Below are 14,523 nucleotides of genomic sequence, written 5' to 3'. Positions count from 1 at the left end.
CGACGTGGCCTGGAGGCGCGGTGCCAGCCGGTACCGCGCCTCCAGGCCGTCGGGTGGCCGTCGTCCGACATCGCACGTGTCGATCGACCCGTGCGGAGTCGTACGATGCGCCTGCTGCGACACGTCCGCGGTCGTCCGACCGCGGACGTGTCGCAGCGCAGCGGCCGCTCGGTGCGCTACTCGGTGGCCTCGGCCTCGGAGAGCTCGCGTCGCGCGCGGTAGCGGCGGGCGCGCAGGCTGACGACGACGGCGGACGCGAGGATCGCGATGCCGGACCCGACGAGCACGGCGAGGACGCCCTCGTCGAGGATCTCCTCGTTCCGGGCGAACGCCAGCTCGTTCATGAGCAGCGAGACCGTGAAGCCGATCCCGCCGAGCACGCCGACCGTCACGATCGACCAGAACGAGAGCGTCGATCGACCGGGGGCGCGGAAGATGCGCGTCGCGACGGCACCGAACAGCGTGATGCCGATGACCTTGCCGACCGGGAGCGCGAGGACGACGGCCCAGAACGTGGGAGAGAGCTCGCCGATGCCGACGCTCGGGATCACGACCGCCGCCGATGCGAAGGCGAACACCGGCAGGACGACGGCGTTCGACCACGGCTCGACGTTCTCGTGCAGCGTGTGTCCCGGACGGCGGGGCAGGACGAGACCGAGCGCGACGCCGGCGATGGTCGCGTGCACGCCCGAGTGGTACACGAGCCACCACGTCACGAGGCCGACCAGCACCATCGCGGCGATGATCCACACGCGGCCGGTGCGGCCCGGACGCAGCAGCCGACCGAGCACCGCGAAGACGGCGAGGGCGACGACCGCACCGCCGAGCGCGAGGAAGTCGGTGCCGTGCGCGAAGACGACGGCGATGATGACGATCGCGATGAGGTCGTCGAGCACCGCGAGCGCGAGCAGGAAGACGCGGAGCGTGGAGGGCAGCCCTCGACCGAACATCGCCAGGACCCCGAGCGCGAACGCGATGTCCGTCGCGGTCGGGATGGGCCACCCGTGCTGGTAGGGCGTGCCCGAGGTCACCAGGAGGAAGATCCCGGCCGGCACGAGCACGCCGCCGACCGCGGCGATCGCCGGGATGACGGCCGTCTTCGGGTTCGAGAGTTCCCCGTCGAGCAGCTCCTGCTTCAACTCGATCGCGACCAGCAGGAAGAAGACCGCGAGCAGGCCGTCGCTGATCCAGTGCGACACGGACAGGTCGAGACCGACCGCTCCCCACGGCGAGTGCGCGTCGAGGGCTCGTTCGAGGCCCGGTCCGAGCGGCGAGTTCGCCACGAGGAGGCCGAGCACGGCGGCGGTCAGGAGCGCGATCGCGCTGAAACGGGGGGAGCGGACGAGTGCCGACATGGATCTCCGACGGTGTGCGGGTACGGGTACGAAACCGTCGACCAGACTTCCCGACACACCAGAGGTGAGCCTACCGGAGCGGCCTGCGTGCGAGCATGACGCCATGACCGCCGTCACGGACCTCGTCGAAGTCGTCGACCGCCTGCTCGCCCCCGACGGCGGTTGCGTGTGGAACCGTGCACAGACCCACGCATCGCTCGCGCGGTACGCCGTGGAGGAGTCGTACGAACTCGTCGACGCCATCGACTCCGGCGACGACGACGACCTCCGCGAGGAACTCGGTGACGTGCTCTACCAGGTCGTGTTGCACGCCGGACTGGCTGCAGCGCAGGGCCGGTTCGACCTCGAGGACGTCGCCGCCGGTGCGCGCGACAAGATGGTCCGTCGGCACCCGCACGTGTTCGGTGCCGAACGGGCGGACACGGAGGCGGAGGTCGTCCGGGTGTGGCGGGCGGCGAAGTCGGCCGAGAAGGCGTCGCGCACGAGCGTCCTCGACGGGGTCCCGAGGGCGATGCCGCCGCTGGAGCGAGCCGTGAAGCTGCTCGAACGCCTGGAGGAGCGTGGCGACGCCGCCACGGTCGTCGCCGCCGCCGTGCGCGCATCGGGGCGGGAGATCGGGAAGACAGACGGGTCGGCGGACGTGGGCACGGTCGGGTCGGCGGGTGCGAACGCTGTGGACGAGCGGTGGGGCGCGCGCATGCTCGCCGAGGTCGCCGCGGCGCGCGAGGCGGGCATCGACGTCGTCGCCAGCCTGCGGGACGCGGTGAGCCGGCTCGAGGCCGGCGCGCGCGTCGGGGAGTGAGCTGCGCCTCCTGTTCGGAGCGTGCGGGTGAGTGGGCTGCGCCTCCTGTTCGGAGCGCGCGGAGGAGTGCCGGACGGGCAGACGAGAGAGCGGGCACCCTCCCAACCCGAAAAAGGAGGGTGCCCGCGAGCGGGCCACGACGTGCCAGGGGGACACGACGACAGGGACGCCCGCTCGAACCGCGGGGCACCGTTGCAGCACACCGGCCCCGCGAACGATCTGGTGGCCGGATCAGGAGGCCGCCAGACCGAGGTTCTGCATCCAGAGTATCAGTGGACCGGATGCGGCGCAAGGTCGTGCCCTGGTTCTGGCAGGATTGGCGGCATGGCGACGACCGTGACGGCTCCCCGTGGCATGCGTGACTTCCTCCCGGCGGACAAGGCCCGTCGCGAGCACGTCCTCGGGGTGGTCCGGGACGTGTACGCGCGACACGGGTTCGACGAGATCGAGACCCCGGTCGTCGAGGACGCCGCACGCCTGCACTCGGGGCTGGGCGGCGACAACGAGAAGCTCGCGTTCGCGGTGATGCGCCGAGGGCTCACCACCGAGGACCTCCAGAAGGCGGATGCGCCGCTCGACCTCGCGGACCTCGGGCTGCGCTTCGACCTGACGGTCCCGCTCGCCCGCTTCTACGCCTCGCACCGCGCCGAGCTGCCCTCGGTGTTCCGTGCCGTGCAGATCGCACCCGTGTGGCGTGCCGAGCGTCCGCAGAAGGGGCGCTACCGGCAGTTCGTCCAGTGCGACATCGACATCCTCGGCGAGCCGGGGCAGCTCGCGGAGATCGAGCTCATCCGCGCGACCACCGCCGCGCTCGACGCGCTCGGCATCGCGGACACCACCATCCGGATCAACGACCGTCGCATCCTGCTCGCGCTGCTCGCCTCGTGGGGGATCACCGACCCGGACGCCGCGGACCGGGCGCTGATCACGGTCGACAAGCTCGACAAGATCGGTGCGGACGGGGTGGCCGCCGAGCTCCGCGCGACGATCGGCGCCGACCTGCCGGGCCTCGAGGACACGATCCGTGCGCTCGAGGCCGCGGACTGGGCGTCCGTCGAGGGGGCGCCGTGGCTCGATGCCGAGGCGTTCGCGGACCTGCTCCGCCTCCGCCGGGCCCTGCCGGGCGTGGACCTGCGCTTCGACCCGACACTCGTGCGCGGCATGGGCTACTACACGGGCACGATCTTCGAGGTCGCCCACCCCGACTTCGGCTACAGCCTCGGCGGCGGCGGTCGCTACGACGGCATGATCGGACGCTTCCTCGGGCAGGACGTGCCCGCAGTCGGGTTCTCGCTCGGGTTCGAGCGGCTCGTCGACCTCGTCACGCTGCCGGAGTCGGCCGAGTCGGACGCCGTCGTGCTCCTGTACGACAAGGACGTCGACCCGGTCCGCCTCGCGGCGCTCAAGACCGAGGCCCTCGCGTCGCACCGTCGCGTCCGGCTCGAGCGGCGGCCGAAGAACACCAAGAACCTGCTCGCGAGCCTCGCCGAGCAGGGCTTCGCGGCCTTCGCCGGTGTGCGGGCCGACACGGAGACCCTGGAAGGTGTCGAGTTCCGCCCGCTGGCGTGAACTCCTCCACACCCGACGTCATCCGCGGCGAGGCGTCCACCGCGCCTCGGTAGGATCGACCCGCTGTCCACCACAACCGAACTCGTAGGGAGTACCCCGTGGCCCAGATCGATGCCGTAGGCGCACGCGAAGTCCTCGATTCCCGAGGCAACCCGACGGTCGAGGTCGAGGTCCTCCTCGACGACGGCGTGGTCTCGCGCGCGCTCGTCCCGTCCGGTGCCTCCACCGGTGCGTTCGAGGCGTACGAACTCCGCGACGGCGACGCGAACCGCTACGGCGGCAAGGGCGTCCTGAAGGCCGTCGACGCCGTCCTCGACGAGATCGGCCCGGCGCTCGAGGGCTTCGACGCCACCGACCAGCGCCTCGTCGACGCCGCGCTCATCGAGCTCGACGGCACCGAGAACAAGTCCCGCCTGGGCGCCAACGCGGTCCTCGGCGCCTCGCTCGCCGTCGCCCGTGCCGCCGCCGACTCGGCCGACCTGCCGCTGTTCCGCTACCTCGGTGGCCCGAACGCGCACACGCTGCCCGTCCCGCTCATGAACGTCGTCAACGGTGGCGCGCACGCCGACACCAACGTCGACATCCAGGAGTTCTTCCTCGTGCCCTACGGCGCCGAGAGCTTCTCGGAGGCCCTGCGCTGGGGCGTCGAGACCTACCACGCCCTCAAGGGTGAGCTGAAGAAGCAGGGTCTCGCGACCGGCCTCGGCGACGAGGGCGGCTTCGCCCCCGAGCTCGCCTCGAACCGTGCTGCGCTCGACTTCCTGCTCGCCGCGATCGAGAAGGCCGGCTTCACCCCGGGCAAGGACATCGCGCTCGGCCTCGACGTCGCCGCGACCGAGTTCTTCCACGACGGCAAGTACGCGTTCGAGGGCAAGCAGCTCTCGAGCGAGGAGTTCACCGGGTACTTCTCGGACCTCGTCGCGAACTACCCGCTCGTCACCATCGAGGACGCCCTGGCCGAGGACGACTGGGAGGGCTGGAAGCACCTCACCGCCGAGCTCGGCTCGAAGCTGCAGCTCGTCGGCGACGACCTGTACGTCACGAACCCGAAGCGTCTGCAGCGGGGCATCGACGAGCAGGCCGGCAACTCGATCCTGGTCAAGGTGAACCAGATCGGCACGCTGACCGAGACCCTCGACGCCGTCTCCCTGGCGCACCGCCACGGCATGACCGCGATCCTGTCGCACCGCTCGGGCGAGACCGAGGACACCACCATCGCCGACATCGCGGTGGCCGTCGACGGTGGCCAGATCAAGACCGGTGCCCCGGCCCGCTCAGACCGCGTCGCGAAGTACAACCAGCTGCTCCGCATCGAGGAGGAGCTGGGCGATGCCGCCGTCTACGCCGGCCGCACCGCGTTCCCCCGCGCCGCTGCGCTCTAGGTCGCACCCGCACCACCACGAGACGCCGTCCTCCTCCGGGAGGGCGGCGTCTCGCCGTCTCCGGGCGCTCTCGTCGCCGTCGAACTGATCCGCCCTCGCCCTCGAATCGGTCTGCTCTCGCCCTCGAGCGGGCAACATCTGCGACGTCCGGCGCAGCAGTCCGACGGATCTCGCCCACTCGGCGGACGCGAGCGGCACGTCCTGCCCGTTCGACGGCCAGCTGGCTCAGCGGTGGACGCTCGGCGGTGGGTGGCGGACGGGAGGCGCGTGGCGGCCGTGCGCCGCGCCTCCCGGCCGCTGGGAGGGTGCCGAGCGACGCACGACGGTCCGCGTGCCGGGTCACGTGACCGTGCCGTGCCGGGTTATCGTCGAGCCGTGCCCAGCCAGAAGCCCCGCGTCCGCCGCATCCCCGTGGCCGTGCCGGAGTCCGGTGCGCACGAGCAGCCCTGGTACCGGTCCATCCGGTTCTCCGGCTTCAGCCTCCTCATGCTCGCGATCATCGTGCTGTTCGTCGTCGTGCTCGCCCCCTCGCTGCGGACGCTCATCCAGCAGCAGGAGCAGATCGCGCAGCAGCAGCGCGAGGTCGCAGCGCAGAAGGCCGACGTCGCGCAGAAGAAGCAGGACGTCGCGCGGTGGGACGACCCGGCCTACATCGAGGCCCAGGCACGCGACCGGCTGCTCTACGTGTACCCGGGCGAGGAGAGCTACCTCGTGATGGGTGCGGAGCAGGCGAAGGGGTCGGACCGGGCCGAGACCGACTCCGGCAGCCCGGTCAGCTCGACGGTGCAGACGCCGAAGGTCGACTGGGTGCAGGCAATGCTCTCCAGCGTGCTGCAGTCAGGACTGACCGAGAAGACCACTGAGCAGCTCGTGGCGCCCGACGTCTCCGGCACCGGAGACCCGACCGGCGCCGCGACGAGCGACAGCAAGTAGGGCAGCCGGGGGCGCCGCGGCGTCACGGAGTGGGACGGCGACCAGGACTCGGGTAGGCTCACGTGCCCGTGACGACCCCTCCCTTCGATCCGCCGTCCGACCGCGACATCCAGGTCGTCTCGGCGCAGCTCGGGCGACCGGCCCGCGACGTCGTCGGGATCGCTGCACGGTGCGCCTGCGGCAACCCCACCGTCGTGTCGACGAAGCCCCGACTCGCGAACGGCACCCCGTTCCCGACGTTCTACTACCTGTGCCACCCCGCCGCCACCGCGGCCGTGAGCACGCTCGAGGCGAACCACGTCATGCCCGAGCTCGCCGCCCTGCTCGAGGACGAGACCGTCGCGGCGCAGTACCGCGCGGCCCACGAGTCCTACCTGGCGGACCGCGAGTCGATCGAGCACGTCGACGAGATCGACGGCATCAGCGCGGGCGGCATGCCCACCCGTGTGAAGTGCCTGCACGCGCTCGTCGGCCACGCCCTCGCTGCCGGACCCGGCGTCAACCCCATCGGCGACCTCGCGCTCGAGCGCGTGGACTGGTCGCCCTCCCGCTGTGAGTGCCGGGCGTATGATGGCATCGCAGACGCTGGAGTCGGGGCGGGTGGCGGCGAAGACTGACCAGCCTCCCGGCAAGCAACCACCCCACTCCAAGGAGATCATCCCCCGTGCCCAAGATCCTCGTCGTCGGCGGCGGCTACGCCGGTTTCTACACCGCCTGGAAGCTCGAGAAGCACCTGCGTCAGGGTGAAGCCGAGGTCACCATGGTGGACCCGCTGCCGTACATGACGTACCAGCCGTTCCTGCCCGAGGTCGCCGCCGGCTCGATCGAGCCGCGTCACGCGATCGTGTCGCACCGTCGTCACCTGAAGAAGACCCGTGTCGTCACGGCGAAGGTCACGAAGGTCGACCACGCCACGAAGACCGCGACGATCACCCCGGCCGAGGGCGAGGCGTGGGAGGAGTCCTACGACCAGATCGTCATGACCGCCGGTGCCGTCTCGCGCACCTTCCCGATCCCGGGCGTCGCGGACGAGGCCATCGGCCTGAAGACCATCGAGGAGGCCGCGGCGATCCGCGACAAGATCCTCACGAACTTCCACAAGGCGGCGAACCTGCCGGCCGGTCCCGAGCGCGACCGACTGCTCACCGTCGTCGTGGTCGGCGGTGGCTTCGCCGGCATCGAGGTGTTCGCCGAGCTCCGCTCCTTCGCGTCCGACCTGCTGAAGAGCTTCCCGCAGCTGTCCTTCGACGACACGCACTTCCACCTGGTCGAGGCGATGGGCCGCATCATGCCCGAGGTGTCGCTCGAGACCTCGCACTGGGTGCTCGAGAACCTCGCGTCCCGCGGCGCGACGGTGCACCTCGAGACCCAGCTGGCCTCGGCCGAGGGCGGCGTGTGCCAGCTCAAGGCCAAGGACGAGTCGATCGAGACCATCGAGTCCGACCTCATCATCTGGACCGCCGGCGTCATGGCGAACCCGATGGTCAAGGGCACCGACTTCCCGCTCGAGCAGCGCGGTCGCATCCGCGTGCAGCCCGACCTCCGCGTGGTCGACGACAACGGCGTGATCGCCGACGCGTGGGCCTGCGGTGACGTCGCGGCCGTGCCGGACCTGACCGGTGGCGGTGTCGGCGGCTTCTGCGTGCCGAACGCCCAGCACGCCGTGCGTCAGGCGAAGCAGCTCGCGAAGAACCTGGTCGCGGTCGTCCGCGGCGAGGCGACGACGGACTACAAGCACGAGAACCTCGGTGCCGTCGCGGGCCTGGGTCTCGGCACGGGTGTGTTCCAGTCCGGCAAGTTCGCCATGAAGGGCTTCCTGGCCTGGGGCGCCCACCGCGGGTACCACGGCCTGGCGATGCCGTCGTGGGAGCGCAAGTGGCGCGTCATCGGCGACTGGGTCGGCGGCTTCTTCCTGGGCCGTGACATCGCGTCGCTCGACGACCGTGAGACCCCGCGTGCCGCGTTCGAGGCCTTCGCGTCGCGCCCGAAGCCCGCTGCAGCCGAGGAGCCCAAGGCCGTCGCTGCCCCGGCTCCGGCGGAGGGTCAGCCGGCCGACGCCGCCGGCCCCGCGTACGCCACCCCGGCCGAGGACGTCTCGAAGGACGCTGCGCCCGTCGCAGCCCCGGCGGACGCCAAGTAGCACCAGCACCAGCACCGACGGCCGTCGCCCCACGTGGGGCGACGGCCGTCGTCGCGTCGGTAGGCTGTTGCGGCCCGCCCCCGTGGCCCAATCGGTAGAGGCATGCGACTTAAAATCGCCGAGTTGTGGGTTCGAGTCCCACCGGGGGTACGCGAGATTTGGCGCGCCGTCGGCAGCGCCGCCGGCCGCGCCGCCGCGCTGGCCGCGCCGCCGGCGACGGCGACGGCGACGGCGGGCGAGTCTCGGCTCCGCGGACAGTTTCGCGGATCGGCCGTCGCGAACGTGTCCGCACAGCCGAGTCTCGTGCGAGCGCCCCGCCCGCACAGACGCCCCGCCCGCACAGACCCCCGCCGCGCAGTAGCATCGACGTCCGTGGTCGGACTCGGAAGCGCTCTCGCGAACCTGCGCAACGCGCTCAACCGACCCGAGGCGCACGTCGAGGTCGTCGACGGCGAGACGGTCCCCACCGGGATGCTGCTCGGGACCCTCGGCGCCCTGCTGCTCGACGCCGGCAGCTCCGTCACCGACGTCCGCTCCGCGCTCGAGAAGGCCCGCGACGCTGCCGGGGTCGGACCGACGCTCGCCGTCGGCGTCCTGCCCGCACTCGTCATGGTCAGCGAGGTCGCCACCGGCGCCGCCACCATCGTGAACGCCGAGGGCGTCGAGCTCTCGTCGCGTCAGGCAGCGCGGGCGAACCGCCTCGTGCTCGGCCTGGAACGCGGGTCCATCGCCCTCGCCGAGATCCCCGCCCGCGTGCGCGCCATCCGGACCGGTACCGTGCCGCCGCCGGCGCTGCCGTGGATCACCGGGAACGCCCTCACCTCGGTCGGACTGGCCGTCGTGTTCCGCTGCCCGTGGTGGGCGATCGTGCTCGCGCTCGTCGTCGGTGCCCTGGTCGGTGTGCTCAGCCTGGTGCTCCGCCGCTTCCGCGAGGCCGTCGCGATCATCCCGTTCCTGGCCGCGTTCATGTCGACGAGCGTCGTCGGCCTCGTCGCCGCCGGCACCGGGTTCGACCACGTGCCCCTGTTCGCGGTGTGTGCGCCCGTCGCGGTCTTCGTGCCCGGCGCGCTGATCACGAACGCGCTGCTCGAGCTGACGGCCGCCGACATCGTGACCGGAGCCTCGCGCCTGGTGCAGGGGCTCATCACGCTCGGCTTCATGGCCGCCGGTATCGCCGCGGGGAGCGCCCTCACCGGCCTGCGCGTCGACCCGTCGTCGGCGGCCCTCGTCGGCGAGGTCGCCGGCGTCGGCACGCTCCGCGGTGGTTGGGAGGCCGTGCCGTCCTACTGGGTGTCCTGGGTGGCGGTGGCGGGCCTCGCCGTCGGCCTCGGGCTCGTGTTCCGCTCCGGCTGGCGGCTCACCGTCGTGTCCGTCGCCGTCATGATCAGCGCGTACGCGGTCGTGAGCGGGACGACGCCGGTGTGGGGCAGCGTGGTCGCGACCGGAGCTGCGGCCGCGCTGCTGTTCGTCGCGACGCGGTTGCTCGAGCGTGTGGTCCCGGTGATCCCGGCGACGGTGTCGTTCTTCCCCGCGTTCCTGCTGCTCGTTCCCGGCACCGTGGGACTCGTCGCGGTGACCACGTTCGACCCCGTCGCGCTCGGCACGCCCCTGGCCACGTTCGTCAGCCTGTGCATCGGGACGAAGATCGGAGGCCTGCTGCCCGGTCTGTTCCGGCGGAACGCCCCGCACCGCGTGGCCTGAGACCTGGGGCTCGCGGCGGTCGGGAGGCGCGCAGCCGCCCCGTCACGCGCCTCTCGTCCGACCGGTGCGGGCCGGGAGGGGCGTGGCGGGCGAGCCCAGCGCCTCCCGTCCGGTGGGTGGCGGGCCAGGAGGCGCGTGGCGGGCGGGCGCGGCGTCTCCCGTCCGGTGGGTGGCGGGCCGGGAGGGGCGTGGCCAGCGGGCGCGGCGCCTCCCGTCCGGTGGGTGGCGGACCGGGAGGGGCGTGGCGGGCGGGCGCGGCGCCTCCTGTCCGGTGGGTGGCGGGCCGGGAGGGGCGTGGCCAGCGGGCGCGGCGCCTCCCGTCCGGTGGGTGGCGGGCCGGGAGGGGCGTGGCGGGCGAGCCCGGCGCCTCCCGTCCCGTGGACGGACCGGTCAGCGGTGCTGTGCGGCGGTGCGCGAGCCACGCAACCAGACCCAGCAGCAGGCGACGGCGGCGGCGCACAGGGCGGACGCCACCGCGGTCTCGGTCGGTGAGGGGACAGCGGGAGCTCCCGCGCCCGCCGTCACCGCCGCCAGCGCGACCCCAGCGGCGGTGAGGCCGACCCAGCGCGCACGCGCCCCGGCGACGAGCACCGCACCCGTCGACCCGGGCAACGGCAGCAGCGACACGACGAGTGCCCCGACCGCGCCGACGCAGAGCGTGGTGGCGAACTCGGCCGTCAGCGTCGTCCAGAAGCCCGACCCGTGCACCAGCGAGTGCAGGACCCAGCCGACGGTGGCGACGCCGAGCAGCGCGGCCGAGCGGGCCGTGGCGCTCCGGACCCCGCGGGCGAGGCTCGAGCCCAGTCGCAGGGCGGCGGTGTCGGCGCCGGGGCGGCCGACCGGGACGAGGACGGCCCCGACGACCAGGGCGGGGGAGAGGTCCGTGACGCGGGTCAGGGCGCAGCCCAGCACGGCGGCGAGCACGAGCCAGGGGGAGACGCGGAAACCGACGGCGGCGCGGTCCTTGCCGGCCGCCCAGCGGGTGGCCAGGACGACGACCCCGGTGGTGACCGCCGAACCGAGCAGCACCGCGAGCGCGAGCCGGACGTAGCGGGCCTCGAGCGCGACGCCGACACCGAGGAGCGTCGTGACGACCACGATCCCGACGCCGACGGCCGCCGCGGCCCAGGTGGGCAGGACCTCGTCCCCGAGTCGTCGCTCCGTGCGCGAGCGGTTGCGGCCGAGCAGCGCGGCGAACGGGTTGCGCAGGCGACCCCGGGCCGCGGCGCCGACCACCGCGAGCGGCACGGCGACGAGCACGAGGAACCCGGCGGCGACGCCGGTGGCGAGCAGGACGGTGCCCCACGAGAACGAGGCCTGGATCGTCGGGACGCCGCGGTCGTAGGCGGTGTCGGCGGTCCAGTCGCCCGCGGGGCCGGACCAGTCGGGCACCCCGCTGGTGCTGCCCCCGGCGCCTGCCGTGCCGCTGCCCCCGGCCGTCCCGGTCGACCCGCCGCCGCTCGTGCCGGTGTCGGTCGGGGTCCCGGTGCCGTCCGTCGCACCGGACGTGTGGTCCGGCGTCGTCCCCGGCGTGCCGGACGACGACGTCTGCCCGCCCGGGGCCCCGGAGGCACTCGCGCTCGGCCCGGCGCTCGGCGCTGCGGTCGCGTCGCTCAGCACGACGCGGACCCCGGACGACGACGGTGAGGAGTTGCCCGCGGCGTCCTGCTGCATCGCGCTCAGCACCCGGGTCCCGGCGGGTGCGGTCGCGCCCGTCGTCGTGCACGCCCACCGGCCGTCGGCACCGACGTCGGAGCGGCACACCGGCGAGCGGTCGACGTACACGGTGAGGACGGCGCCGGGCTCACCGGTGCCGCGCACGGTGAACGGCTGGGAGCGGACGCGCTCGTCGGACTCCGGCGTGGTGACGACCGGTGCTGCCGGGGCGGTCCGGTCCACGACCACCGTCCGCGGGGCCGAGGGGGCGCTCCGCAGGTCCGAGCGGAAGCCGTTCGCGGTGCTCGCGGTCTGCGCCGCGGAGACCGTGATGCGCCCGTCGCGCGCGCTGCCGGGCAGCGCGACGGTCCAGCGACCGCCGGCGTCCACCCGCGCGGTGCGGTCGGTCGGGGTGCCGGAGACCGACACGGCGACGGTCGCTCCGGGCAGGCCGGTGCCGGACACGGGACCCGAGGTGGGACCGTCGGTCATGACGGCCGGCGGGACGACGACGTCCGAGGCCGGAGCACGGGACGACCCGAGCGCGGCGTCGGTCTCGTCGGCGACCGTGAAGACCTGCTGCGGACCCGAGTGGACGGTGGCGATGCACGACCAGGACCCGTCGGTGGCCACGGTCGTCGTGCAGCCGCTCGAGCCCGTGGCCGCCGGTCCGGTGACGCGCAGCCGGTGCCCGGGGGTGCCGGCACCGTGCAGCCGGACGGTGGCGGTCGTGACGTCGCCGGGGTCGGCGATGCTCGGGCGGACGGCGGGGCGGTCCGTCGGCGAGGGTGCCGGGGAACCGGTGTCCGGTGGCAGGGTGCCGAACTGGGGGAAGGGCGTCGGGGAGGCGGTCCGGGCCGCGTCGTCGTCCTGCTGCGTCGCGGTGTGGGTGGTGGACGTCGTGGACGTCGTGGACGTCGTGGTCATCGCGGTCGCGGACGTCGTCGCGGGCGCGGCTGCGGCGGGCTGTGCGCCGAGCAGGACCGTCCCGGTGGCGAGCACCGTCACCAGCGCCGCGGCCAGCAGCCCGACGCGCGATCGGGGTCGACCGACGGGACCGCCGCCCCCGACGGTCCCCTCCTGCGCGTTGTCCCCGAGCCTGTCCACCGTCTCCATCACACGCGATCATCGGGCTCGGGTCAATCCACCACCCGGATGATGTGTCCCGGGACCGATCCCCGGCTGGGGGTCCCCGGACGGTGGGTGTGCGCCACTCGGGAATCCCCCGTGAACCAGACTGCGCGAACGGGTCGTGCCGGTGCGCCTCGGTACACTCGTGGACGGTCGTCCCACGGCCACGCACCGGCCGCGGTCCCACTGCGCCGGACCCGAAGCGCAAAGGAGTACGCCCAGATGGACACCGGACTCGTCACGACGCTGATCGTCGTCGGAGTGGTGGTGGTCCTGCTCGTCGTGGTCGGGATCTACCTCTGGGTGACCTACAACTCGCTCGTCACGCTGAAGCTGCGCGTGGACGAGGCGTGGAGCGACATCACGGTGCAGCTGAAGCGCCGCGCGGACCTCATCCCCACCATCGTCGAGACGGTGAAGGGGTACGCCGCGCACGAGAAGTCCGTGTTCGAGTCGGTGACGCGCGCCCGCGCCGAGACCCTCGGCGCATCGGACGCCTCGAGCGCCTCGGTGGCCGAGGGGCACATGCAGAAGGCCCTGAAGGGTGTGTTCGCCGTCGCGGAGGGCTACCCCCAGCTGCAGTCGAGCCAGAACTTCCTGCAGCTGCAGTCGGAACTCGTCGACACCGAGGACAAGATCCAGTCCGCCCGGCGCTTCTACAACGGTGGCGTGCGCGAGCTGAACACGAAGATCCGGGTCTTCCCCAACTCGACCTTCGCGAAGAGCAAGGGCTTCAGCGAGGCGACGTTCTTCGAGACGGCCGAGCCCGCGGCGATCGCCGAACCGCCGCGCGTCCAGTTCTGACGCCGACCGGGGCGGCCTGACCCGTGTACAGCGCCATCGCGCGGAACAAGCGCAACACCGTCGTCATCATCCTGGTCTTCCTGCTCATCGTCGGGGCGCTCGGGTTCCTGGGCGGCTACCTCGCGGGCAACGTCTCCGTGGGCGTCATCGTGCTGCTCGTCGCGCTCGGGTACGCGGTGCTCCAGTACTTCCTGGCCGGGCGGCAGGCGACGGCCATCGCCGGCGGCGTCGAGATCGACCGGAACACGGAGCCGCGGCTCTGGCGGACGGTCGAGAACCTGGCGATCACGAACGGCATGCCGATGCCGCGGGTGTTCGTCATCGAGGATCCGGCACCGAACGCCTTCGCCACCGGACGGGACCCGGAGCACGCGATCGTCGCGGCGACGACCGGGTTGCTCGCGATCATGGACGACAGCGAGCTGCAGGGCGTCATGGCCCACGAGCTCGGTCACGTCAAGAACTACGACATCCGCGTCTCGACCATGGTGTTCGGCCTGGTCGTCGCGGTCGGGTTCCTGGCGGACGTGCTCCTGCGCATCTCGATCTTCAGCGGGCTGAGCGGGCGCGGGCGGAACAGCGACTCCGGGGGTGGAGGTGGCAACCCGATCGTCCTCGTCGCGGGGATCGTGGCCGTGCTCGTCGCCCCGATCGCGGCCGCGGCGGTGCAGGCGGCCGTCTCGCGGCAGCGGGAGTACCTCGCCGACGCCACGGGGGCGATGACCACGCGGTACCCCGAGGGACTCGCCCGTGCGCTGGAGAAGCTCCAGGCGTACGGCCGACCGACCCGGTCGCAGAACTCCTCGATGGCGCACCTGTGGATCGCGGACCCGATGCGACCGGGCGTGATGGACCGGTTGTTCTCCACGCACCCGCCGCTGCCCGACCGGGTCGCGCGACTCCGGGGGAGCCTCGACCGGTTCTGACGGGCGCTGCCGCCGTCACCGCCGTCGCCGTCGCTGCGATGCCGGCGCCGAGACGCCGGTGTCCACACGAGACGGACTCGTGCCGGCGAGACGCCCTCGGAATCCGCGGCGCCTCGACGACGAT

At 72.9% G+C, this 14,523-nt stretch carries 11 protein-coding genes and 1 tRNA gene; 10 read left to right on the top strand and 2 right to left on the bottom strand.

Annotated elements, in window-relative coordinates; translation table 11 throughout:
* Positions 1-176 precede the first annotated feature (176 nt).
* Complete coding sequence (gene nhaA / locus M3677_RS04840) at positions 177-1,355, bottom strand: Na+/H+ antiporter NhaA (RefSeq protein ID WP_251159910.1); 1,179 nt, start codon at positions 1,353-1,355, stop codon at positions 177-179.
* A gap of 103 nt (positions 1,356-1,458) precedes the next feature.
* Between nhaA and M3677_RS04835 the strand changes: the two genes are divergently transcribed.
* From M3677_RS04835 to M3677_RS04800, 8 genes are all read left to right on the top strand, one after another.
* Positions 1,459-2,157, top strand: coding sequence for a MazG family protein (locus M3677_RS04835; protein ID WP_251159909.1), 699 nt, complete (start codon positions 1,459-1,461; stop codon positions 2,155-2,157).
* A gap of 324 nt (positions 2,158-2,481) precedes the next feature.
* Entirely contained in the window at positions 2,482-3,726 is a 1,245-nt protein-coding gene (gene hisS, locus M3677_RS04830) for a histidine--tRNA ligase (protein WP_251159908.1), read from the top strand.
* 98 nt (positions 3,727-3,824) lie between these two features.
* A complete protein-coding gene (gene eno / locus M3677_RS04825; protein ID WP_251154681.1) occupies positions 3,825-5,108 on the top strand; it encodes a phosphopyruvate hydratase in 1,284 nt (427 codons plus the stop codon).
* A gap of 375 nt (positions 5,109-5,483) precedes the next feature.
* Entirely contained in the window at positions 5,484-6,041 is a 558-nt protein-coding gene (locus tag M3677_RS04820) for a septum formation initiator family protein (protein ID WP_066652590.1), read from the top strand.
* A gap of 68 nt (positions 6,042-6,109) precedes the next feature.
* Positions 6,110-6,658 (top strand): DUF501 domain-containing protein, encoded by a 549-nt coding sequence (locus tag M3677_RS04815; RefSeq protein ID WP_066652599.1) that lies wholly within the window; start codon positions 6,110-6,112, stop codon positions 6,656-6,658.
* Positions 6,659-6,705: 47 nt separating this feature from the next.
* Positions 6,706-8,181 (top strand): NAD(P)/FAD-dependent oxidoreductase, encoded by a 1,476-nt coding sequence (locus M3677_RS04810; RefSeq protein ID WP_066652606.1) that lies wholly within the window; start codon positions 6,706-6,708, stop codon positions 8,179-8,181.
* 76 nt (positions 8,182-8,257) lie between these two features.
* A tRNA-Leu gene (locus M3677_RS04805) sits at positions 8,258-8,331 on the top strand.
* Positions 8,332-8,553: 222 nt separating this feature from the next.
* Entirely contained in the window at positions 8,554-9,882 is a 1,329-nt protein-coding gene (locus tag M3677_RS04800; RefSeq protein WP_081984684.1) for a threonine/serine exporter family protein, read from the top strand.
* 390 nt (positions 9,883-10,272) lie between these two features.
* Here M3677_RS04800 and M3677_RS04795 read toward each other — a convergent pair whose 3' ends face one another.
* Positions 10,273-12,654: an Ig-like domain-containing protein gene (locus tag M3677_RS04795; RefSeq protein WP_251159907.1), complete on the bottom strand. Its 2,382-nt coding sequence runs from the start codon at positions 12,652-12,654 to the stop codon at positions 10,273-10,275.
* Positions 12,655-12,891: 237 nt separating this feature from the next.
* Between M3677_RS04795 and M3677_RS04790 the strand changes: the two genes are divergently transcribed.
* Both M3677_RS04790 and M3677_RS04785 read left to right on the top strand, forming a co-directional pair.
* Entirely contained in the window at positions 12,892-13,473 is a 582-nt protein-coding gene (locus tag M3677_RS04790; protein ID WP_066652615.1) for a LemA family protein, read from the top strand.
* 23 nt (positions 13,474-13,496) lie between these two features.
* Positions 13,497-14,399, top strand: a complete 903-nt coding sequence (locus M3677_RS04785; RefSeq protein WP_251159906.1) for a M48 family metalloprotease — start codon at positions 13,497-13,499, stop codon at positions 14,397-14,399.
* The last annotated feature ends 124 nt before the right edge of the window (positions 14,400-14,523 follow it).

It is taken from the genome of Curtobacterium sp. P97 (assembly GCF_023712445.1).
In the GTDB taxonomy this organism is placed as follows: domain Bacteria; phylum Actinomycetota; class Actinomycetes; order Actinomycetales; family Microbacteriaceae; genus Curtobacterium.
This window is presented reverse-complemented; position numbering and strand designations above follow the sequence as displayed.

Coding starts and splice junctions, on each gene's coding strand:
- nhaA (WP_251159910.1), bottom strand. CDS start 1,355: ATGTCGGCACTCGTCCGCTCCCCCCGTTTCAGCGCGATCGCGCTCCTG.
- M3677_RS04835 (WP_251159909.1), top strand. CDS start 1,459: ATGACCGCCGTCACGGACCTCGTCGAAGTCGTCGACCGCCTGCTCGCC.
- hisS (WP_251159908.1), top strand. CDS start 2,482: ATGGCGACGACCGTGACGGCTCCCCGTGGCATGCGTGACTTCCTCCCG.
- M3677_RS04795 (WP_251159907.1), bottom strand. CDS start 12,654: ATGGAGACGGTGGACAGGCTCGGGGACAACGCGCAGGAGGGGACCGTC.
- M3677_RS04790 (WP_066652615.1), top strand. CDS start 12,892: ATGGACACCGGACTCGTCACGACGCTGATCGTCGTCGGAGTGGTGGTG.